This is a genomic window from Bradyrhizobium arachidis (assembly GCF_015291705.1).
GTDB classification, from domain to species: domain Bacteria; phylum Pseudomonadota; class Alphaproteobacteria; order Rhizobiales; family Xanthobacteraceae; genus Bradyrhizobium; species Bradyrhizobium arachidis.
Map to the genome: position 1 here is coordinate 1,601,334 of NZ_CP030050.1, position 20,705 is coordinate 1,622,038.

General features: G+C 62.1%; 28 protein-coding genes. 10 read left to right on the top strand and 18 right to left on the bottom strand.

Annotated elements, in window-relative coordinates; all coding sequences use genetic code 11:
• Positions 1 to 781: 781 nt before the first annotated feature.
• Positions 782 to 1,300, bottom strand: a complete 519-nt coding sequence (locus WN72_RS07855) for a hypothetical protein (RefSeq protein ID WP_041955320.1) — start codon at positions 1,298 to 1,300, stop codon at positions 782 to 784.
• Between the two features lie 79 nt (positions 1,301 to 1,379).
• Between WN72_RS07855 and WN72_RS07860 the strand changes: the two genes are divergently transcribed.
• Both WN72_RS07860 and WN72_RS07865 read left to right on the top strand, forming a co-directional pair.
• A complete protein-coding gene (locus tag WN72_RS07860) occupies positions 1,380 to 1,643 on the top strand; it encodes a hypothetical protein (protein WP_092218765.1) in 264 nt (87 codons plus the stop codon).
• Positions 1,644 to 1,861: 218 nt separating this feature from the next.
• Positions 1,862 to 2,167 carry a GlsB/YeaQ/YmgE family stress response membrane protein gene (locus tag WN72_RS07865; protein WP_092218763.1) on the top strand — a complete coding sequence of 102 codons (306 nt, stop codon included), beginning with the start codon at positions 1,862 to 1,864 and terminating at the stop codon, positions 2,165 to 2,167.
• Between the two features lie 280 nt (positions 2,168 to 2,447).
• Here WN72_RS07865 and WN72_RS07870 read toward each other — a convergent pair whose 3' ends face one another.
• Positions 2,448 to 3,224 (bottom strand): sensor histidine kinase, encoded by a 777-nt coding sequence (locus tag WN72_RS07870; RefSeq protein WP_038954956.1) that lies wholly within the window; start codon positions 3,222 to 3,224, stop codon positions 2,448 to 2,450.
• 98 nt (positions 3,225 to 3,322) lie between these two features.
• Positions 3,323 to 3,706 (bottom strand): response regulator, encoded by a 384-nt coding sequence (locus WN72_RS07875; RefSeq protein WP_041955390.1) that lies wholly within the window; start codon positions 3,704 to 3,706, stop codon positions 3,323 to 3,325.
• Between the two features lie 860 nt (positions 3,707 to 4,566).
• Here WN72_RS07875 and WN72_RS07885 point away from each other — a divergent pair.
• Entirely contained in the window at positions 4,567 to 4,857 is a 291-nt protein-coding gene (locus WN72_RS07885) for a DUF1488 family protein (protein WP_244553928.1), read from the top strand.
• A gap of 595 nt (positions 4,858 to 5,452) precedes the next feature.
• On the opposite strand, the gene WN72_RS07890 is transcribed toward WN72_RS07885, so the two are convergent.
• From WN72_RS07890 to WN72_RS07915, 6 genes are all read right to left on the bottom strand, one after another.
• A complete protein-coding gene (locus WN72_RS07890; RefSeq protein ID WP_092218761.1) occupies positions 5,453 to 6,031 on the bottom strand; it encodes an HNH endonuclease in 579 nt (192 codons plus the stop codon).
• Positions 6,032 to 6,439: 408 nt separating this feature from the next.
• On the bottom strand, positions 6,440 to 7,165 hold the full coding sequence (locus WN72_RS07895; RefSeq protein WP_092218759.1) for an SOS response-associated peptidase: 726 nt from the start codon (positions 7,163 to 7,165) through the stop codon (positions 6,440 to 6,442).
• A gap of 2 nt (positions 7,166 to 7,167) precedes the next feature.
• Positions 7,168 to 7,617 carry a hypothetical protein gene (locus tag WN72_RS07900; protein WP_092218757.1) on the bottom strand — a complete coding sequence of 150 codons (450 nt, stop codon included), beginning with the start codon at positions 7,615 to 7,617 and terminating at the stop codon, positions 7,168 to 7,170.
• Between the two features lie 6 nt (positions 7,618 to 7,623).
• Entirely contained in the window at positions 7,624 to 8,022 is a 399-nt protein-coding gene (locus WN72_RS07905) for a hypothetical protein (RefSeq protein ID WP_092218790.1), read from the bottom strand.
• Between the two features lie 46 nt (positions 8,023 to 8,068).
• Entirely contained in the window at positions 8,069 to 9,601 is a 1,533-nt protein-coding gene (locus WN72_RS07910; RefSeq protein WP_244553927.1) for an SMODS domain-containing nucleotidyltransferase, read from the bottom strand.
• Positions 9,508 to 11,049, bottom strand: a complete 1,542-nt coding sequence (locus WN72_RS07915; RefSeq protein WP_092218753.1) for a phospholipase effector Tle1 domain-containing protein — start codon at positions 11,047 to 11,049, stop codon at positions 9,508 to 9,510. Before WN72_RS07915 ends, WN72_RS07910 begins: the two co-directional genes overlap by 94 nt.
• Positions 11,050 to 11,259: 210 nt before the next feature.
• On the opposite strand from WN72_RS07915, the gene WN72_RS07920 reads away from it, so the two are divergent.
• The 4 genes from WN72_RS07920 (at position 11,260) to WN72_RS07935 (ending at position 13,435) form a co-directional block, all read left to right on the top strand.
• A complete protein-coding gene (locus WN72_RS07920) occupies positions 11,260 to 11,862 on the top strand; it encodes a hypothetical protein (protein ID WP_092218751.1) in 603 nt (200 codons plus the stop codon).
• Positions 11,859 to 12,290 carry a hypothetical protein gene (locus WN72_RS07925; protein ID WP_092218749.1) on the top strand — a complete coding sequence of 144 codons (432 nt, stop codon included), beginning with the start codon at positions 11,859 to 11,861 and terminating at the stop codon, positions 12,288 to 12,290. Before WN72_RS07920 ends, WN72_RS07925 begins: the two co-directional genes overlap by 4 nt.
• Positions 12,287 to 13,051, top strand: a complete 765-nt coding sequence (locus tag WN72_RS07930) for an ImmA/IrrE family metallo-endopeptidase (protein WP_092218747.1) — start codon at positions 12,287 to 12,289, stop codon at positions 13,049 to 13,051. Before WN72_RS07925 ends, WN72_RS07930 begins: the two co-directional genes overlap by 4 nt.
• Positions 13,052 to 13,177: 126 nt before the next feature.
• Entirely contained in the window at positions 13,178 to 13,435 is a 258-nt protein-coding gene (locus WN72_RS07935) for a hypothetical protein (RefSeq protein ID WP_092218745.1), read from the top strand.
• Positions 13,436 to 13,934: 499 nt separating this feature from the next.
• On the opposite strand, the gene WN72_RS07940 is transcribed toward WN72_RS07935, so the two are convergent.
• From WN72_RS07940 to WN72_RS07975, 8 genes are read right to left on the bottom strand one after another with little or no spacing between them, the layout of a single operon-like run.
• Complete coding sequence (locus tag WN72_RS07940; RefSeq protein WP_092218744.1) at positions 13,935 to 14,192, bottom strand: hypothetical protein; 258 nt, start codon at positions 14,190 to 14,192, stop codon at positions 13,935 to 13,937.
• Complete coding sequence (locus WN72_RS07945) at positions 14,183 to 14,827, bottom strand: hypothetical protein (RefSeq protein WP_092218742.1); 645 nt, start codon at positions 14,825 to 14,827, stop codon at positions 14,183 to 14,185. Before WN72_RS07945 ends, WN72_RS07940 begins: the two co-directional genes overlap by 10 nt.
• Positions 14,824 to 15,567 carry a hypothetical protein gene (locus WN72_RS07950; RefSeq protein WP_092218741.1) on the bottom strand — a complete coding sequence of 248 codons (744 nt, stop codon included), beginning with the start codon at positions 15,565 to 15,567 and terminating at the stop codon, positions 14,824 to 14,826. The genes WN72_RS07945 and WN72_RS07950 overlap by 4 nt, the downstream gene beginning before the upstream one ends.
• The gene (locus tag WN72_RS07955) at positions 15,564 to 15,950 is read right to left on the bottom strand and encodes a hypothetical protein (protein ID WP_143130782.1); all 387 of its coding nucleotides are present in this window, start codon (positions 15,948 to 15,950) and stop codon (positions 15,564 to 15,566) included. The genes WN72_RS07950 and WN72_RS07955 overlap by 4 nt, the downstream gene beginning before the upstream one ends.
• Complete coding sequence (locus WN72_RS07960) at positions 15,950 to 16,333, bottom strand: hypothetical protein (protein WP_092218737.1); 384 nt, start codon at positions 16,331 to 16,333, stop codon at positions 15,950 to 15,952. Before WN72_RS07960 ends, WN72_RS07955 begins: the two co-directional genes overlap by 1 nt.
• On the bottom strand, positions 16,330 to 16,629 hold the full coding sequence (locus WN72_RS07965) for a hypothetical protein (RefSeq protein ID WP_092218736.1): 300 nt from the start codon (positions 16,627 to 16,629) through the stop codon (positions 16,330 to 16,332). The genes WN72_RS07960 and WN72_RS07965 overlap by 4 nt, the downstream gene beginning before the upstream one ends.
• Position 16,630: 1 nt before the next feature.
• Positions 16,631 to 16,930: a hypothetical protein gene (locus tag WN72_RS07970; protein ID WP_092218734.1), complete on the bottom strand. Its 300-nt coding sequence runs from the start codon at positions 16,928 to 16,930 to the stop codon at positions 16,631 to 16,633.
• Complete coding sequence (locus WN72_RS07975; protein ID WP_092218732.1) at positions 16,920 to 17,207, bottom strand: hypothetical protein; 288 nt, start codon at positions 17,205 to 17,207, stop codon at positions 16,920 to 16,922. The genes WN72_RS07970 and WN72_RS07975 overlap by 11 nt, the downstream gene beginning before the upstream one ends.
• Before the next feature lie 162 nt (positions 17,208 to 17,369).
• On the opposite strand from WN72_RS07975, the gene WN72_RS07980 reads away from it, so the two are divergent.
• Positions 17,370 to 17,879, top strand: a complete 510-nt coding sequence (locus WN72_RS07980; RefSeq protein WP_092218730.1) for a hypothetical protein — start codon at positions 17,370 to 17,372, stop codon at positions 17,877 to 17,879.
• On the opposite strand, the gene WN72_RS07985 is transcribed toward WN72_RS07980, so the two are convergent.
• A complete protein-coding gene (locus WN72_RS07985) occupies positions 17,854 to 18,141 on the bottom strand; it encodes a hypothetical protein (protein WP_143130781.1) in 288 nt (95 codons plus the stop codon). The two genes, WN72_RS07980 and WN72_RS07985, sit on opposite strands and share 26 nt — an antisense overlap.
• A 579-nt stretch (positions 18,142 to 18,720) precedes the next feature.
• Between WN72_RS07985 and WN72_RS07990 the strand changes: the two genes are divergently transcribed.
• Positions 18,721 to 19,308 (top strand): metallophosphoesterase, encoded by a 588-nt coding sequence (locus WN72_RS07990; protein WP_092218726.1) that lies wholly within the window; start codon positions 18,721 to 18,723, stop codon positions 19,306 to 19,308.
• 460 nt (positions 19,309 to 19,768) lie between these two features.
• Positions 19,769 to 20,569: a metallophosphoesterase family protein gene (locus WN72_RS07995; RefSeq protein WP_245003227.1), complete on the top strand. Its 801-nt coding sequence runs from the start codon at positions 19,769 to 19,771 to the stop codon at positions 20,567 to 20,569.
• Positions 20,570 to 20,705: the final 136 nt, after the last annotated feature.

Here is a 20,705-nt window from a genome sequence, read left to right on the forward strand (position 1 = left end):
AGAATGGCTGCGGTTTCCGTTTGCAGCCGCAGCGGCGCTTGCTCACTTTTGCTCACTGTCAAAATTTCAAATTGCGAGTGTCCTGATCAGGACGGCTCGGGACGGTAGGTACTGGCCTGTTTCAGACGACAGTGGCCTAGTCTTAAAAATGGCAATGATCTAATTTGAAAGTGAGCAATTTTGAACAGACGATCGCAGTGCATATCTGCTGTTTTGGTGGTCACCGGGGGATTGCGCTGTCCGGACCTAATCCAACGCCACCAAGCATTATTGGGCTTGGTGGCGTTGTGCTTTCCCGGGTCCTAATTCGTTAACTTTTCGAAAGTGAGCAAAATAGAACGGCGCTGGGATAGCGATGATTCCATGGTGCCTCCATCACCGCCCCCATCACGGCATCTATCGGTGAATGAGAGTTCTGTAACGCTCCCGCCTGAGTTTAGGTGAGCATCATGTCATCCTTAGCAGTCTTGTTCGACCCAAGCCGCATAGCAGTTCAGCCCCATACCTGCCCCCAATGCTTGGGTCCAATGACCCTGACGCACATTAAGCCCTCTCGGATCGGATTCGAGATTCGTACGTTTCAGGGCGTCAATTGCCATCACGTCGATAAAGTCGTCAGCGAAACCCATTCGATGAAGTGGATTTCTTCCGGGCTGCGGGCTCCGGTTTAGATCCCAACACGGTCCCTAGATGGGGATCTGGGCGACGACACAACCTGTCAGAAGAGAATAGTTTTCAACAAACATCTGGCGGCGCTATTTGCTCAGCCGTGCGCCGACGTTCAGCGCGCTCGCCAAAAAAGCCTCTTTCGCTTCTGCGCAGCCTTAAATTCAAGGACATATCTTTGAACAGCGTGCTTGGCATTGGAGCTCCAACGACGCATGAGTTGCCATGCCTGCAGGGATGCGACCCAGTCCTGGCCTTGACAAAACCTGTCGTAGCACCAGGCGAAAACAGGAATTGACATAAGCTTATCGCGGCTAACGCTGAAGAGACGCTCAATAAGCAGGAGCTTGAGAAGCTCGCCAACGATGAGGACCATAAGCCCGTCAACGACGTGGCCTGTCGCCGTCAGGTAAGCCGCAACAGGCTTAACAGGTTCGAGCAAAATGACCGGCACGATGAACAGCGCCAGAGTAGGATATGGGCGAAGCGACACAATCCACGCTCGCAAGCTTTCGAATACCCAGCAATCCGCCATCCGGCGAAGGACAGGTTTGAAGAGAGTGAAAAAGACGGCGTCCACCAGGAAGTAGATGGCGGCGATCAGAAGCACAAAGGGTTTGAATATACGGCTCAAGCTAGATTCTCCAACGAACCAAAGCGCGAATCATCATTAAGTTCACGAGCCAAAGCAGCGAATGACACGACCGCAACCAATGATCAAAACGCTCTCGGCCGTCGCAATTTCCGCCTTCATTGCCGCCGCCTTGTTCGTACTGTCTGTATATGCCCCAGAGGTCGAACCTGGGCAGTCGGCCGCCCTCCAGAAGAGCAACCGGCGCGATATTCATGTTGTCGACACGGGCTGCGCAAAGCAGACTTGGCCTCACTTCAGCGGCTCGTGTCTGCACGGGAATGGCGCGAAACTCGAGGCGCGCCTTGTCAGTGCAGCTCGCGAGTCAGAAAACGGTTCGAAATGAGACTTCAAATCGACCGCGCGTGCCTCTACCTGCGACCAAAGGAGTGGTGGACTGCCTGTTACCCTGACAGGCGAGCTCAACCAATTGCGACGAGGCCGATGGCGTGAGGCCATACCTGGCGCCAAAGCCAATATTCCAACAAGATGATCAAATTTGCACAGACACCAGGCGGATCAGCTTGCAATACTGCGTCCAAACCAGAATGCCGAGGTGTCACAATGAATATGTCGAGCGAAGGCCTGCTGGTCATACTGTTTGTCGGTCTCGTTGCGGGCTGGTTGGCTGGTCAAATCGTCCAGGGGACCGGTTTTGGAATTATCGGTGACCTCATTGTCGGGATTTTGGGCGCCTTTATCGGAAGCTGGTTGTTACCTCAGCTAGGCATCCATCTCGGTAGCGGGATGATCAGCGCGATCGTCAACGCCACCATCGGAGCGATATTGCTGCTGCTCATCGTGCGGCTGCTTCGAGGTGGCAGCGGATGGGGAAGTAGGTGGGGCGGCAATTGGGGTCGGCGATGGTAACGCATTCCCGCAGAGTGACTCGCGACCGGCCGCTGTGACCTGGCTACCGGCCCCGCGACTGTGGATCCGCTCTGAGTGATGCAGCACGCTGCATAATCGGCAATGCGCCGGCTCCCAGGATCCCGCGTGGGTCCCGCGAATGGGAGACCCCTTCAACGACGGCTTTGCTTTGGTCGTTGCGAGCTCCACGCCTCGAAGGCGCCCAACAAAAAGGGACGAAGAGAAATACTGATCCACTCACGTAAATACTGATCCACTCACGTGACCACATGCGCGCTGGCTATGCCGGCGGGGAGCTCAAAGAAGCTATCGGTACGTCGAACGTGTACGAGAAACCCGTCGACGCATAGGCTAATTGCACATTGCCCTGGAGCTGCTTGCCAAGCGTCTCGATCAGCCGTGTTCCGAAGCTGCGCTTGGCGGGCGGCTGGACAACCGGACCGTTCTTTTCGGTCCAGGTGAGGTGCAAGCGCTGTGTCGGTTGGTCTACCGTCCAGACGAGGTCGACGCGCCCCTCCGGGACCGACAGGGCGCCAAACTTCGTGGTGTTCGTGCAGAGCTCATTGAGCGTCATCGCGACGGCGATGACGGCAGCCGACGTCATCCGGATATCGGGTCCCGTGATCGAGAATTTCGACTCGGCGGGATTGTCGAAGGCTTCGATGGCGCTGCGGACGACCGTGCCAAGATCGGCGCTGGACCATTTTGCCTGCAGAAGGAGATCGTGGGCCCGGCCGAGTGCCAAAAGCCGGCCCTCGATGGCGTGTTGCGCGTGCTCGCCCCCCTGCAGGTTGCGCAGGCTCTGGGAGACGATTGCGGCGACGGTCGCGAGCGTGTTCTTGATGCGGTGGTGCAGTTCTTCGAGGATCAGCTTCTGCAGCTTGTCGGATGCCTCGCGCTCTTTGGCATCGATACCGGCCTTGGCAAGCAGGCTCCTCGTATTGATCTCAGCCTGCGCCAGGAGTAACCGCAGGCTGACATTCTCTGCCGCCAGAAAGTCCTGGTGGAATTCTGCGCCGCCCGGACGCCTGTCTGTGCGGAGATCGACTTCAAGCATTTGCAACTGTATCACCTTGGGCGGGGTACCGCACTTGATTTCGGCCGGGCGTTGGCATTGAAAGGTCTGGCGGCATCCGGCGCCAAGAACCACGAGATTCAGGCGTGGCCTATCATGCTGCGCATCTGGGCTATGACTTGCCAGGCTTGGAGTGGTTTGCCGAAAAATCTGCTACAGGGGGGAAGATCGATGCTCGATGGGTTCAATTGTCCCGACACCAGGATGATCTTGATCGCCGGCCAACGCTTATGCACGGTATGCGCAAGACTCAGGCCGTCCATGCTGCCGGGCAATTGAATGTCGGTGCATATGAGCGCGATGTCGGACCTGGATTCGAGGATTGCGACGGCTTCGTCGGTATCCAGAGCTTCAACCGGCGTGTAACCGGCGTCTTCCACCATGTCGACCGCGCGCATGCGGAGCATCATCTCGTCCTCTACGACGAGAACGACGGCCGGACTGCGTGAAAGATCGGGTACCATCGGATAGGCATCCACGGGAAAACGGGTGTTGACTGAAACGAGCGATCGATCTGGGACAAGCATCTCGGTGCTCCTACGATCCATGCCCAGGAGCTCTTTTCCTAAGTGCCCGAGTTTGGGCGTGAACGGTGGAGCGGGGGAAGAAACTAGCCCTCAACCGTCATTTTGCCGGCACGCCGACCCTGCGGCTGAAATGCTCGAGCATTTCAGCGGCGTTCTCCAGGATCGTAGCCTTTTTCATTGCCTCCGCGCGCTCGTCTCCCGGCGGCATCTTGCGGGCTCCATCCAGGGCGTCTGCCGCCCGGATGTTCAGCTTGCAAGCTAACGACGATTGGACTCGCTTGACTGGCCGGAATGAGCGGTTGGCTTCAGCAGACGGCGCGGGCCCAACGAGGGGAACTACCACTGAATAAGCATCGCAGCAGCGATCAGCAGCACAAAGAAGATCGGCAGCAGTACCGGAGGCACTAACCACTCGCGAACGCTGAATTTGGAGATATCTGACATAGTAACCGCCTCTAGGTCGCGGCGGGAGCACACTGCTCTCAGTCACCGATAACAGCCGAGGGGCGCGCGGTGATATCCAAGATATAGTGCCGATCCGCAGAATAACGAGGCCAGGCGCGACTATTTGCTGTGGCGGGATCGAGCGGGGTTGTGATCCGCTTCCAGCATACCCAGTTAGAGGTTGGCGCAACCGGATCGCTCCAACGTCCCTCCCTTCGCGCTTCGCGCCAAGCTTTGGCTACCGGATACCTTGTCAGCGTATCGACCGGTTGCACGCGAGTGCGCCGGAGACAGGATCGGACGCCATCGAATATGCCGCGACGCAAATCGCGTGCAGCCGGCACGGAGGTCTCGTGCTCCGACAACTGATCGGCCCCGACAACATGATCGAGTTTCCCAACCATAGCCGTTCATATGACCGCACGCGGCGTGCCGTACGATTTTGGGGACACGACAGCGCTATTGAGGCATCGTTTTTCATAAACGAAGATGCGCTGAAGCGAATTCAACCAGATACCGGTTACGATGAGTCGGGTTTTCTGCACGCGTTCGATTTCAATCGTGACTTGATATGCGCCGCCGCTGCTAAGATGTACGTCCGCGGCAGCGGGGGCTCTTACGATCTGGTCGCCGCAAATTTTTGAACCGATCCTGCTTCCGCAAGCTCGGCCTGATCAGCGAAACTGCTCGACGAACGGCGAAACGTCGGCCCTTCGATCTGGCCACCTGAAAAATCGCGGCACACCAGGATAGCGGCGTAGTCGAATCGAGACTGCACCCAATCATCTCTCTTGGGAGAATGTCATGGACACAAGTTTCGCAGTTACATTCCTGTCGTGTGGAGGAATTTTCCTTCTCGCGTTTGCCGCGATCGGGGCGTTTTGGTTTGCGGAACGGTTGCGAGGGACGAACGCTCCTCGCCTGGGAAAGTCGGGATAGATCACACCAGACGCCGATCGAAGCATTCGATCTATGCCATTTGAGGATGAGTCCCAATGAAAAAGCCGCGGACTACACCGCGGCCATTTTCACAAGGTATCTCGTCGTCTCTCAGTAGCGGTCGGTCCCGATTCCAACGCTCACGCCGGGAGCACTGAAGCCGATGCCGCCACGGTCTTCATAGCCGCGGCGCTCGATGTAACGCTCGCGAGGAGCATATCCGTAAGCATCGCGCCCGTCGCGGATGATAACAGCCGAAGCTGCGGGTGATGACGATGACGCCTAGCGTCGCCGAGCAAATCAGATACCAGAACTCGCGACGGTAACGAGATTATCCAGCACTAGCGGGCCGCTCGCATCGATAAGGCGGACGGTCAATTCAGTGCTCGTCGCGCTCTGGCCAGACTCGATGCAAATAGGGGATCGCCTCAGTTGCGTATAGAATAATTCTTTGGGAAGGCTCCCTGTGCTCGACAACTGTGTACGCCGGGGGAGCCCGACGGACGCTCGCGTCTGCTCCCAGGTAAGAAAATCCGATTTACCTTCATTGCAGGCGCGACAGAGTACCTTGAGGTTGGTGCGGTCGTTGTTGCCGTAGAGGCTGACGGGCCAGTCGTGATCCATCGTCGGCCACCGGAGTTCGTCGGCGCCGTTCCAATGTGGTTTCAGGCCGTCAGTCTTCTTGGCCCTTCTCGTCCCGAACGGTGACACGATCGCCCTGCGGACGAGCTCTTCGTTGCAGAGCGCTAGACCGCAATGCTCACACCGATAGCCGCATCGCCGAAGATCGGACTCCTGCACCTGCACGCGGCCGCGTTCCTCGCGAAACTGAAGATAGAGATCCAACCCCTTGTCGAGTCGATCCGCGGTCGCTGCCACACCGACCCGCCCAAAATGAGTCCTAAGGAGCGTACGCGGATCGTCAGAGGCCGTGACGGGCCTGGCCCAGAGCGACGTAGGCAACGCCTAAGGCCTAACGCGCTCGATCAACAACCTTAGGATTGAGCGTTCAACGTCGGTGCGGTCCAATCCTAGCTTGCGCGATAATTCGTCGATCGCATCGGCACGCTGCTGGTCGTCAAGTCCGTCGAGCGCCGATCGCAGGCTGTTCTCATCGCTGAAAAGAGCGAAACCAATCTCACCGCATCAACCGCCTTGTGCAAAATCAGCCGGGAAGCAGTCTGGCACCCCACTGCTTCACGCATGCATAGAAGACTTCAATATCGATGTGGATGATTTTGCGTTGGGGGCCCGGAGAGCCAGCTCGGTCATCATCATCGTCGATGATCACTGCGCCAACACGACCATATCTTCCTTGACTCCGCGGGCGACGATTTTTAGCGAACCGTCCGGAAGCGGCCGCTGTAGCTTCAGGGCCTCGTCTGGAGGAGCCGTCATCCAGGTATCGACCTCGTCAGCCGTCGTGAGAATCACCGGCATTGCTTTGGGGTGGATGGCGCCGACCTCGGCGTTCGGCTCCGTCGTGAGGAACGCGAAGAGGTCATTGGTCGTCTCGCCTTCCTTGACCTTCCGGACCGACGTCCAGTTGGTCCAGATGCCGGCGAAGCAGGCGAGGGGACGAGTCTCATCGAGCGCGAACCAGATATCGCCGCCCTCGGCCTTGTTGAACTCGCTGAAGGAGTTAAAAGGCACCACGCAACGGCTTTCGGCTCCCAGCCATCTCGTCCAGTGCTTGCTTTTCACGTTGCGGATGTTGGTCGTGCCGCCGTCCGGCTCCATCCGCAGCAATTGCTTGAAGTCGACGTCTTTGCCCTTCGCCTGCAGCTTGTCGGCCCGCTTCTTCGTGGCGTCCATGAGCGCCTTCGACGACGACGGCATGCCCCAGCGGGCGGTGGCGAGCTCGCGGCCGTTGGGCCCGGTCCGGACGATAGGCGCCTTGTAATCGGGAAAAACGCCGGGCATCGGCGCGAGGTTGCCGACGTAGCGGTTGACGACGCGGAACAGAGCGCTGATAGCGGCCTGGTTGGTCGTGATGCTATAGAGGTTGCACATCGTCAGGTCTCCGGAGCGGCCTGGCGAGGGCGCTGCGCCAACTGTAGCAGCGTCGCCGACGGGCGGCGATTCGCCTTGGCGCACTTGCTGCAGCGTAAGCGGCTCGCAAGGTCATGGACGAACGTAGTCGGGGGATGACGCAGGGCGGCCAGGTCGACGTCCCGCCTAGTCCTGCAGCGCGAGCATTCGATTTCGAGCCACGCATAGCCGCCGTTGACGGCTTGGTCGACGGTCGGCGACGGATCGATAGGCTCGCCGTCGCTCCACATCCTTTCGTTCCAGGATTCGGCGAGCAACTTGTCGGCCTGACGGATCAGGGCCTCGCCTTTGGCGCGGGCCTCGGCGGCTTGGGCGGCGAGGATGCCCGTCATGGCGCGGGCCCGGCCGAGCTCCTTCTGCAGCGACTTGCGGTCGCCTCCGGAGAGTGGGGTCGGGTGGTGCTTGGGCGCCATACCGCGCTACGGCACGTCGCACGCCGGCCCGCAGCCGTCTTCCTCATGGCGACCGGTGCGCTGAGAGCACGTATTGTCCAGCAAACGTTGGCGGACGTTCCGCCAAATCGAATCCGGACCATACAGGCGAATCGCCTCGACCTTCTGGAGCTCGACCGTGCGACCGCAACGCCGGCAGCCAACTCGCAGCAGGTGGCGGTCGATATCGCAGAGCCGCTGCGTCCCGATCGGATCTGGGGTCGGTCTTGCGTCGGCGGAGACGTCGTCCAGGACGGCCCGCCAGTATTCGGGCGGCATGTCGTGAAGTCGTTCTTCAGGAGATCGACGATCCTGTCGCGACGCTTGTTCGCGGTGTCGCGATGGTCGCCGCCGAGGTTGATCTCGTCGTAGAACGCGTTGAACGATGCTTCGACCGTGTATGCCATGTCTTCGATGACCTCGGTTCTCGCCGTCACTCGATGACGACGTAGAACGGTTTGCTGACGCCGACCAGCACGTCGTCGCTGCGGCGGATGACGAAGGCTTCGGCAAGATGTACCCCGCGGAAGTCGAGCGTCTCCCAACGCCCCTGCGAGGAGTTATCCGGGTAAAAGCCGCCGCGGCCCGCGCCCTTGGCCATGGCGACCGCGCCGGTGTTGGTGATCCGCCATTGCACTTCGAAATCCGGCGGGATGGCTCTGCCGTCGGTGTCGATGGCCTTGAAATGCAGGCCGCCGTGGGGACGGAGTACGTCGCCGGCGCGGATCGCGCGTCCCGTGGAAGCCCGCCGCTCCCGCCATTCGGTGGTGACCAGAACCGTCGCGAGGGTCGGCGCGTGCCGCCAAGTCGGCCGCCGGATGTGGGGCGGGCGGGAGAAATCCGGCGGCAGGACCGAAATGCCGTAGTTTTTCACCACGTCCACCAACTCGTTGAGATGGGCCGCCGTCGACGACAGCAGCCCGCGGACTTTCGCGAGCCCGTCGGCCGCGGCATCGGCCGCAACCTTGATGACGCTGGCCTTGCCGAATTCCTCGCCGAACACCTTCTGCCACGCCGCGATGCTCTCCTGCCGACTTTCCATCGCGTGGGCTTCATCGATCCATTTCCGGTAGCGGGCGATCACGGTGCGGAAGTTGGAATACTGATCGTCGCTGCCGAAGAGCGGTGAGAAATCCTCGCTCGACAGCTTCGGATTCGTGACCGAAGGCCTGGTCGGGTGCATCCTTAGCCAATCGTCGAGACGACCCACCACGGTCTGCAGCGTGGTGGGAACGTCGGCGAACGCGTCCGTGTCCTTGTCAAACCAATGGATCTGGTTGCCGAGAAGGGTCGTCAGCAGCACGGACGGACAGGTGAAGGTTGTCTTGATGTCGCGCAGATACTTCATCAGGCGCGTAACCTTGCGGAAGGAATTGCCGCCCGAGTACGCGTTCCTCTCCTTCATCCACGCGGTATAGTCGACGGGTGCCGAGAGTTCGAAGCCTCCCTTGCGGTTGCACACCTCCATGCTCCCGTCCCAGCGCCGGCCGACGACGCAGGGAGCGAGGTCGATCTTGCGGTCGCCGGCGTAGGTGATCGTGACGCAATAGTCCCAGGTCTTCGTCTTGTCCTCATAGGTCTTGCTGCCGGAGAACACGCGGCCGAGGCTCTCGACGTACTCGGCGGCGGTCCAGCCCTCGACCGGGTCCGCCATCACCAACAGATCGGCGTCGAATTCTCCTCCGTCGACCGGCCGGATGATTGTCTCGTGGGCCCACGACCCCTGCTCCGCGAACGAGCGGACCTTTGGCGTCCAATCGGAATCGCGGACAAACGACTTGAGCGCCGGAATGCTGGCTTCGAGGAGATCGATCCTGGTCTTGTTGAGGTTGACGGTTTCCTTCAAGAAGTCGTCGAAAAGCGCGACCAGTTTCATGACGCGCCAGCCTTGCCCGGGTAGTACCGCTTGAAATCGTTGTGGCCGGCGAGTGCGTCGGGACGGTAGGGCGCTGTTCCGGTCGCGCACTGCACAACGGTTGGAAGCTCGAAGCGCTGGACGACCGTTGGGTGGACCTTTGCGGCGGCATCGATGTCGCGCACCTTCACTTCCCAGTTCTGGCGGCCGATCAGCCTACGGACCCACGACCAGTTCGGTAGCTTGTCCGCCAAGGCGTCCAGCGTGTCACGCATGCCGGCGACCTCGCAGTGCTGCATGCCGCCGGCGTCCGGATAGACGTAAAGCGCAACACCGATGTCGCCGCTGCCCTGCAACTTCTCGCCGTTCACGAAGATCGGGCCTGTCAGCAGGCCATCCGGGACGGAAACGGCTTCGCGGCTCATCCATTCCAGCGCGATGTCCGACAAGCGGGACTCCGGCTCGGGATAGGAGCCGCCGACGTCGGAGTGATTGCCGGCGAACCACCACTGGCGCAGACGTTCGTGACCAGCGAAGTGAGGCGCGCCGGCGTCGCTTCCGCCCCAGCCCACCCGGTCGAAGTCCTTCCGCGTCTCGTTGATTGCGTTGGCCGAGCGAGCGAAGGCGACGTGGCGGCTCAGCAGCCGGTCGAAGTTTGCGCCCTTCCACACGGCCTTGTGCGACCGCGACTCCCCCGGCTTGGGATAGTCGACGATCGTCTTGGTCGTCGACTTGTTCTGCCAGTACCAGAATGCGCAGAGCACGACGGCGATGATGGCGACCTGGGCGATGAAGCCGGTCAGCATGAAGCCGGCGCCGAACCACCAGGACCACAGCAGCGCGATCAGCACGGACGGGAGGAACCCTGCCGCGAAGGCTGCGGTCGCAACGCCGGCGGCGAGGCCCGCCTGGATGACGAGGTAACGCAGGCCGCTGGCGCCCAGGGCAGCGACGGTATCGAACACGCCGATGAAATAGGGGGCCACGTTCGAATCCGAGCCGTCGCCGGAGCCGTATTTGAGCTGGAAGCGTTTCGCCAGTTCGAGACGCTCGTCCTCGAAGTCTGCCCTCGGGTGACCGGCGCCGTGCTCGAGCACGGTGTCGACGGCCTCCCAAGCGATGTCTTTCACGGCCTTACGATAGCGCATCAGGGCGCCGCCGGGGGCCTTCGTCGGCACTCCGCAGAGCATCAGCAGGTTGGCCAGGCTGCGGACGGTATAGGCGCCGCGGCTGAAGCCGAATAGGAAGATCCTGTCGCCCTGTTCGTAGTGGTTGACGATGAATTCGTAGCAATCGGCGATGTTGCGCTTGATGCCGGCGCCGGTCACGGACCCCAGCAGCTTCTGCACGAAGCGGACGGGAGCGGTCAGGGCCGTGGTGCCGATATCGGTGCCGAGACCGGCGTCATAGAATACCACCTGGCGGGACGGATGGATGCCGGTGTCCGCGTGATCGCGCGAGATCCGGTACATCTTGTAGATGTTGCTGATCCGCTGCTCGGGACGGGCGCCGCCGTCCTGACCCGTGCCGTCCGAGAAGACGACGACATTTTTGGACATAAGCGTTCGCCTCCTGCTCGGGCGACCGCTCAAGGTTGCACCGCCGGCTTCCTGGTTGTATCAGGCCAAAGCTGGTCTATTTCATCCCACTTCGGCTTCTCCCCGGGTATGCCGCCGAGAAGCCCGGATTCGGACAGCATTTATTTTTCGCGCGGGACGGATTTTTTTGTCCGATTCCGTCGCCGAGCGCGGCATAGGGTCTTCGAGACCATGGACGATGAGAGCGGATCCCCGAAAGGCGGCGTGACCGCCGCCCCGGAGACAGAGCACCTTGCTCCCGAGGAGGTGCTGGAGAAGCTCGATTCCATGTCCGCCGACGACAAGCGAAAGCTCCGGCTCATCGAGCGGCGCCGGCGGGGCGGGACCGATTTCCAGGAGAATGAGCTATATCGCGAGGCCGTCACCCAGGCGATCGTCGGCCAACGCCGTTGTCCGAGAGAGGAATCTTTCGTCGCGTTCCTGGCGCAGTCGATGCGGAGCATTGCGTCGCACCGCAGGAAGGCGCTCGCCCGCACAGAGTCGCTGACTTCGGACGGCCGTGGGCACGACGGCGGCGAGAAGCAGGTCGCCTCGGATCAGCTCGACCCGGAGGCGCTGCTGATCGAGAAGCAGGCCGAGGACGTCATCAAGGTCATCTACGAAGCCCTCGAAGGCGATGAAGAGGCGCAGTTGGCCGTCATCGCCATTTCGGGCCAGAATCGAGGAAAGGCATTGCGCGATGAGATCGGAGTCGATCAAGCTGGCTACGACTACATCATGAAGCGGATCAGACGGACCTTGGCCAAGAAGTTCCCGGACGGATTTCGGTTATGACCAGTAAGCGCACCTCGCAGGATGAGCTCCGCAAGCTGGACGATGCGATCGACGAGAGCATTCTGGCCGCTTCTTCGGAGGAGCTGCGTGAGGAGCTCGCGGCAATGGGTATCGACCCCGCCTCCGTGGTATCGGAAATGGACGCCGTCACTGCGCACGCCAAATCCGTGGCCGCTAAGAAGAGCTTGGAGCAGGCTAGGCAAGCAGTTTTGGCCTTCAAAGCACAGTCGGCGAAGTCCTTCCCAGAAGACAGGGATGCCTCCCGGAGAAAGCTGGAAGCAATGCGCGCCGGCGAATTGACGGGTGCGTTCGACATGATGGCGGCGCGGAAAGCCAAAGGCCTGTCTGATAGCGACGAACAGGGCATGCTGGACGACCTTGCCCAGCTCGCTGCGCTCGAGGCAGAGGATCCGCAGGAGGAAGAATGACCGCGCTCAGTCCCGCCGAGCGCATACTCCTTAGCCCGGGGATCGATTCTCCCGGCGAGATAGACCTGGAGGCCATCGCGTGGACGCGCGGCGCGGTCGTGAACTATCGGCCGCTCGATCGCTGCGAGGCGACCATCGTCGGGTCGAAGAGAAGGGCGGTGATCACCGTCAACGGTCGAAGCCCTCCTGAGCGCCGCCGATTTTCGCTCGCTCACGAACTCGGGCACTGGCACCATCATAGGGGCAGGATGCTCTTCTGCGGCGGGCGAGACGTCTGCAACTTCGCCAACGGTCCCCTCGACCCCGAGCGTCAGGCCGATGCGTTCGCGTCGGATCTCATTCTACCGAACTATTTGCTGGGCCCTCGGCTGCGGCGCGTGAAGCAGCCGACGCTCGCGGCAGCCAGAGAGATCGCCGAAGAGTATTCAGCAAGCCTGACGGCGACGCTCTTCAAGATGACGGTCCTGAACCGCTTTCCCATGATCATCGCCTGCCACAACAAGAAGAAGCGGCGCTGGTTCGAGATATCTCCGATGGTTCAGCCGTGGTGGTTTCCCTTGGACTCGCTGGATCGCGCGACATTCGCCGCGGACATGCTGTTCAACGGTGCCGCCGAACAAACTTTTCCGAGGAAGATGCCGGCGGACGCGTGGTTCGGGTTCAAGGGGTGCGATCGCTTCGAGGTCGAGGAGCAATCCTTCCGGTTGCCGGATGATGAAATCCTCACGGTCTTGAAGCTTCCGGACGAGGCTGTGGCATGATCGAGAGGAAGGGTCGGGCACTATCGTAAACGGTGAGGCAACTTCGACCGCGAGTGATCACCGCTTTTACGCTCACCTGAGCGAAGACGCCATTTCCGATCGAACTTCAGAAGACAGCGAATAGCCATGACGAACGATGGGCCCGAGCGAGTCGCGGTCGATCACCCGTACAGTTGGCCGAACAAGTCCATAGTCGAGAAGAACTTTAAGCAACGCATCCGCGCAATTCGGAGAGGCGCCACGGGCAATGCGCTCGAACGCTTCAAGGATATCGTTAAAGAGGTGATCGCAGGGATGATGGGCTGGCATCGATTTCGCTCCTCCAAATTAAGTGAGTCACGGCGACAGAAAAATTGCAAGGCCGAGCACAATGAGGCCTGTTGAAGCTGCAATGGCAACGAGCAGCGTCAAAGTGCCGTGGTGCATAAATCACCTTGCTTTCGACCTCGAGCGAGAGATCCAGCGACTGCTCGACGGCGCCGGCCGCTAGTTCAAGCTGCCATCATTGGACGCCAGGCGGAGTGAGGCTTTTTCTGCCGGGGGTCGGCTGAATTAGGTTTTTTCTGCCGGTGTAATGCATTTTCTGCCGAAGGCCCCCGAAATAATGCTTTTTCTGCAGCCGTAATGCGTTTTCTGCAGGCGCCGGCTCTGTCGAGGGTGAGAACGCGGGGGCGGGGAACCCTCTTAGCCCCCTGCATTCTCACATCGGCGCCCGGGTCCGGACGTGGTGCCGAAGGGAAGTTAAGGTCAGTTAGCTTCACATTATCGCACGGTATCCTGCCGTCACTGCACCGTGCGATACCGTTGAGCGTCACAGGTGACGCCATCACCGCTGATGTCCGATTCCTTGACGCCCCCCGTTACTACCTGGGCGGCGCCGCCTTTAATTTCGAGGTTTGTCCGATTTCGCCGCAATCCCGTTCGCGGCCAACCAGGCCGCGCCGGCGTCGGAAAGGCGCCAGTCGAACTTGTCGATTCCCTCGACGAGGCCGTGCTTGATCAGCGTGTTGACGCCGCGGCCGTGGACGCGCTCGAAGTCCCCATTCGGTTTGATCAAGGAAAACCAGCCGCCGACATGCCGCAGCCGCGCGCCACGCGAGACGGCGACGAGCAAGTGCAACGGCGCCGGCGTCAGGCGCACCTCAGCGGCTTCCGTTTCGCGATGATCTCGGCGCCGGCGGCAGTAATCCGGAGCGAAGGCAGCCCGTCGCAGCCGACGAATTCTTCAACAAGATGCCGGATCAGCGGCAGATTTCGGTCTTCGGACACGTACCAGGAATTCCGGCCCGGAGGCACGTACGGCAAATCCATGTGCCTGCAGATCCACTTCCCGTCAGCGCGGACCAGGCGGCCGCCCTTGGCGAGATACTTGAGCGTCGATCGCGCGTAGCGCTCCTGCTTCGCGGCCTTGCACTCCTCGGTCGTCATCGGCGGCTTCGGTGGCCTAGGCTTCGGCAGTGCCATCGCCTGGTCGATCGTGACCGCCAGAGCGGCGGCGGCGATAGCACCGGCTTCGGTCAGCTTGTGGCGGCGGTGATGACCTCGGCCGAAGCTTTCGCCGGAGCGCTCGCGGTCGATTTCGATCAGACCATTCGTCACGGCCCGGTCGATCGACGACAGGCTGATGTTGCGCCATACCGTCTGCGCCCTGTCTTCGATCCCGCGGTAGTAGACCGGCGGATTACTCCATCCATAGCCCTCTTTATACTGGTCGACTACGTCGTAGCCCTCTCTCAGCGCGACCAGGATTCTGATGTCGTCGTTCAGTTTGGTCATGCCAGCATCCCCATGGCCGCTTCGTCCTCCGCCGAGAGTACCGGCGCCAGGAATGCGCGCTCCGTCCACCTCACCTTCGCCGTCGCCATGCCGCCGCGCGGCCCGAGCTCGAGCCGGACGAGGCCGGCGTCCTCCAGCGCGCGCAGGGAGCGGCGGACGGTGGGGTCTCCGGCGAAGCGGTGGCGCCGCCCGTCTGGAGCGAAACCGTCGAACAGCTTGCGGAATACCCATGTCGGCTTGCCTGCCGACACACGGAACGTTTCGCGGAATCCTTGCTCCGTCTCTAGCGGTCGCTCGACCGGAGCCCACACGCCATAGGCAGCCTCGAAGTATCTGCCCTTCTTCGACAAGTAGGGCCTGACGCCGTCGGCGCCGACGACGCGCGCGATCCTGATCTCGTCCAGGCCGCCGGGGTTCGTCGGCTTCGCCGTGGCGTAGTCGACTTCATAGACCCTGTTGCCATGTGCCCTTGTGCAGGCCGCCAGCGCCGCGACGGCATCCCAGCGACCCGGCGCGATCGCCGTCACGCGGACCTTCGTTTCCTTGAATTGGATGTCGGCGAACAGGTCGCTCTCCACCTCGACAGCGCACTGCCGGTGCCCGGCGATGATCGTGACACCCTCGGCGTCGAAGAGACCATCGCGGTCGGGCTGCGGCGGCGCGTTGCGGCGGCGCGCGTGGTTCGCTGCGGCGGTGGCGAACACGCCGAAGTCCATCTCCTGCTGATGCGGCTGCGTCACCGACGCACTCCGTAGTTCCGCGGCGGGTCGTACGGGATGCTCTCCGGATCGAGATACTGCGACGGCGGCTTGCGCACGTACGGCGTCGGCGGCGGCTTCACGGCGGCGGGCGCCGGCGTCGCGGCCTTCGGCGGCGGCAGCGGACCCTCGCGCTTGACGGTCGGCGGCGCTGGGCGGCGCGGCACCAGCGGCAGTCCGCCGACCTTCGGCGCCGTCGGCTTCGGCGCCGTTGGCATCGGCGGCAGCGGGCGCGCGCAGCGCGGCGGAGGCCCGATCGGCGCCGGCGCGCGCGGCTCGATGATACCGCGGTCTTCGGCCGCGACCGTCGGCACCTCTGCGATCTTCGCCGGCAACGGTCGGCGCTGTGGGAATCCACCTACCATTATGCAGCCTCCTTCTTCCTCCAGCCGATCACGTTCTTGTCGCACCAGTCGTCGGCGAACGCCTCCACGAGCTCGTTCATGCTGTTCAGATGCGCCGTCTTGACCTCGAAGCGGCGCACTGCGCTCTTGCCGTCGAAGTCGAAGGCGGCGCGCTCCAGCGCGTTGGCCTGGGCGCGTAGCGAGGCGACCTTGACGTGCATCGCACGGGAGACGGTGTTCTCGACCCGGGTGAGAAAGGTGTTGGAAAACTCCGCGCCGTCGGGGAGGTCCAGATCGCCGGGATGCGCGTTGAGCAGCTTCTTGGAGAGGCGCTTCAAGCCCCGGCGGTCGATGGCGTGGAGCGCGGCAACTACCCGCTCATAGAAATCGTTCTGCTTGCTCATACGATGTCTCCCGTGTAGCCGCGCGCCGCGGCCTTGGCGGCTTCCTTCCTGCCGACGCCGTATCCGTCCACCCATGCTCCGATCAGTTCGACGATAAGGGAGTCGGGCGGGTTCCCGCCCCGGACGAACATCATCCGACCTTCGCTGTCGCGGACGCCGACCCATCCGCCAGTCTTATTGCCGCGCCACGAGCTGCGGCGGAGGGTGTACTCGCGGCCGTGCACGACGAGCGTGCGGTCGACGTCAACTACGCAAGGCTCGGTCTTGCGCCGGTCGGCGAAATTGATGATCGACATGTCAGTAGACTCCCCAGGGAAGACGAGGGTCGCCCTTGCAGCGCGGGCAGATGCGCACGCCCTTATCCGGACTCATAAACGTCCGTCCGCAGCCGCCGAGGCACTTGCGCATCGCCAGGTCGTTGCCCTCGACGGCGAGGCCCATGATCGACGACTTGGTCGAGATCGAGCTGATCGAACGCCCCATCGCGGCCGCGATAACGCGAATGTCGCCACCGGTCTCGGCATAGAGGCGGGTGAGGCGGTCGAACTCGGCATCGCTCCAGGCCGTGCCGAAGGCGGCGATGGTCTCAGGAAGCATCGTCCGCCCCGATCATCAGCAGCAACTTGGCGCGCAGGCGGGAGAGCTTCAGACCGCGCTCGTTGGAGGCGTCGCGCTCGCGGGCGATCAGCGCGATCAGCTCGGCGTCGATGTCGCGCCGGGTCGTCTTGTTCGCCCCGCTGCGCCATTCGAAAAGCTGGCTCCGGGAGATGCCCAGGCCCGCGGCAAGACGGGTCTTCCACTCGTCACCGTAGAGTCCTTCGCCGACGCACTCGATGCGCTGGGGCTGGGATTTGCGACACGCGGGCTTCTTCACGACCTGAGTCCTTATCTTTAATTATGCATGCTGTTGTTTATCTGACAGCATGCGTTCGATGTCGGCCGTTGTCAAGCGGACCTCGAATCCTTGTCTGGGGCGCCCCGATTTCCGGCTTGCCGCAAATCGTGCTCCGATGACCAGCCAACAGGAGGTGACGTGATGCTGAGATCCATTCTTTCGGCCATCGGGGCCGCGCTGAAGGGCGCGTTTTTCTTCGTGTGGGAAGCGCTCCGTTTGCCGGGCCGGCTGTTCGCCGGGCTGCTAGGCGGCACCGCCGACGGGCCGCCGGCCGGCGACAGCCCTCTCGTCAGCGACCTCAAGTCCGAGCTCGCGGAGCGGAAGTCGCTCGCCGACACTCACGACAAGATCGCCAGGTCGGTGCTGGCGTGGGCGGCGGATTCGATCATCGACGACAGGCCGGCGCCGGTGCCGACATGGCTGCCGCGCGAGCTCAAGAACTGGTTGCCCGGCCTGACGCGGGACGAGGTAGAGACGCTGGTTTCCTCGGATAATCAGGCGATTTCCGCGCATATCCGCGAGATATATGCGTTGAACGGCGTCCGTAAGGTGCAGCCGCTGCCGGCCGCCGAATGGCCTCCGGAGCCAGTCTCTGTCGAGCCGGCTCCGGAGTTCGTGCGCTACGCTACCGCGCCGCGGCCCGCCGCTTAGTCACGCGGCGCATTGCCATCCGGAGCTTTGCGTTCTCGACGCGGAGCTCCTCGCGCTCTTCGTAGGCGTGGCGCCGCAGCTCTTCCGAGAGGTCGAGCGCGGTCTCGAGCTGCTCGCGATTCCAGCTCTCCCAGCGATGGGCGTTGAGCTGCGCCGCGGCTTGCAGCGCTCCCACAAACGCGCCGGCGACCGTCAGCGATCCGGCCGCCGCGCCCGCCGAGAAGCCGCCGCTGTTGAAGTTGGTATGGCTGTCGCCGCTCATTCTCTTTCCTTTCATGCTCAAGGACTCTGGCCGGAACGCCTGTCGTCCGATGGCGTTGATCATAGCAGGCTAACATGGTAACATAATTAAAGAGGCAGATTGTATTTTAGCGATCTGTCCGTTTTTCGAATCCTGGAGAGGCACCATGACTAACGAGACCGAGATCCCCGTCGACGCCGCCGAGAGGCTGGCCGCGTTCGCTGCCGGCCTCCCGACCCCCTCCATCGCGAGCTGGTTGTGAGGGCTGCCTCCGACGCCGACGACCCGCCGTACTGTGTCACGCGTGGCGTAGAGGGCGACGTGATCGTGCGCTGGAGCGAGCTGACGGACGCCGAACAGGCAGCCGCCTGGGATTTCCACCTCAAGACGTTCGCCGACGACCATGGGTCGAAATCATGAGGCCGCACGCGAACGAACAGGTCGCCCCGGGTCACGTCGTCATCAAGCAGCCGGGCGATGTCCTGGTCTGCCGGCTTGCCGACCTGCGCTATGAGCCCGGCGACGACAGCGAGACCGAGATGATCCGGTCGATCTGGGGGCGGCGAAGGAGATGTGGTTCGAGGACAAGGGGAGCATGCAATGAAGAGCGCAACATGGCTGATCGCCGACTGCCATTTCGGACATGAGGGCATCATCCGCATGTGTGGTCGACCCTTTGTCGACTCGGCTGGGCAGCCAGATGTGCGTTTGATGACTCAGACGATGGCCGATTCCTGGAGAAAAGTCGTCAAACCGAGCGACGAAATCATCGTCCTCGGTGATTTCGCTCACCGCATGCCCGTCGATCAGTTGCGCAAGCTGTTCGCGTCGCTGCCCGGCCGCAAACATCTAATTCGCGGCAATCACGATACCAAGGAGAGCGGCACCTTGGACCTCGCGTGGGAATCGGTGAGGGACATCGCATTCACGTCGATCGACGGGGCCCGCTGCGTCCTGGCGCACTATGCGCTCAGATCATGGCCCGGCAATCGCAAGGGTGCGCTGATGCTCTTCGGCCATCACCACGGCCGCCTCGCCGGCAACAGCCAATCGATGGATATCGGCGTCGACGTGATGGGCTGGGCGCCGGTGAGGCTCAACCAGATCAAGCAGCGCCTGGCGCAGTTGCCGCCGCTGGTCGATCTCGAGGGCGGCGACGACTTCGAGAACGATGGAGCGAAGCCGTGAGCGTCGAGACGCCGACACAGACAACCCGCAGGGCCCCCGCGAGCGTCAGCGCGCTCTCGATCTCGACGAGCGCCGGACCGCGCTGCAAGTCGGCGTCTGGGCGCGCGCGACCGTTAGCGGACCCCCAGCGCGCCTCGCTTCCGCCGCGCATGTCCATGGACTCACTCGCGGGTCTGAACGTCGACGAGCTGGGGCACCTGTCGCGGGCGAGCGCGGAGGCGATTATCAGGCTCATCGCCGGCCGGAGCCGCATCGACGGTGTCCGCTCCGTGCAGCCGCTGCAGCACTCCGTGCTGGTTTTTCCGAAGGCACTTCCCCGGGCCGAGGACCTTCGCGAGCGCGCCGGAGGTGGCGGTGGACCAAAGCGGAGGTTGGGTTGACGCTGCTCGCAGTCCAGTCAGACCTGCACATCGACCATGAGCGCAACGGCTATCCGAAGCCGCCGCCGGTCGAGGCCGACGTGTTGGTCGTGATCGGCGACACCACGAACGCGATGACGCGCTCGCTGCACTGGATCGCGGAAACCCTCTGCGATCATGTGCGGCGCTGCGTCTACGTGCCAGGCAATCACTGCTTTTACCGCGGCCCGCGCGGCTCCGGCGAGGAGAACACATTCTACGAAGACCAAATGGAGCGCGGACGCGAGCTCGCGGCGAGCATCGGCATCGATCTCCTGCAGAACGAGGTCCTCCATCTAGACGATATGGGCGTCCGCATCGTCGGCGGGACGCTTTGGTCCGATTTCAGCTTGATGCCGCCCGGCTGGTCGCGGAAGATGGCGATGTACTACTCGCAAAATGGGCGCCTGCGCGACGACCGCTGGTCGCTCAGGGACAAGCACAACGACTTCATCGAGATCCGCATGGGCGCCGGCAACAGCGACCATCGCTTCACGCCGTCGCAGTGGCTGAAGCTGCACGAAGAATCATTTGGCTTCTTCTCCTGCGTGCTTGAAACACCATACGACGGCGAGACGGTCTGCGTATCGCACATGGGCCCGGCATCGTCGGTCGAGCCTGGGATGCACGCGTGGTTGTACGGCTCCAAGGATATCGAAGCCTTAATGAGGGGTCCGAACGCACCGAGCTTTTGGTTGCACGGCCACGTCCACAAGTCGCTTGACTACTCGATCGGCGGCACGCGCGTCATCTGCAATCCGCGTGGTTACGCTTTGGCGAACGGCATGCGCGAGAACCCCGATTTCGATCCGACGCTCGTCGTCGAGATCGAGCCGCGCCAGTCGTTGACGATGAAAATCTGAGCATGCTGAATCAGGCGGAAGAGAAGGAGAGTTGCACTGATCGATGATTCCTTCGTCGAAATCGCCGGTGTGCTGGTCGTCGCCCCAGGACCTCGACCGACGTGAGGCCCAAGGCATGCGCCTCGCAGCGCGTCGT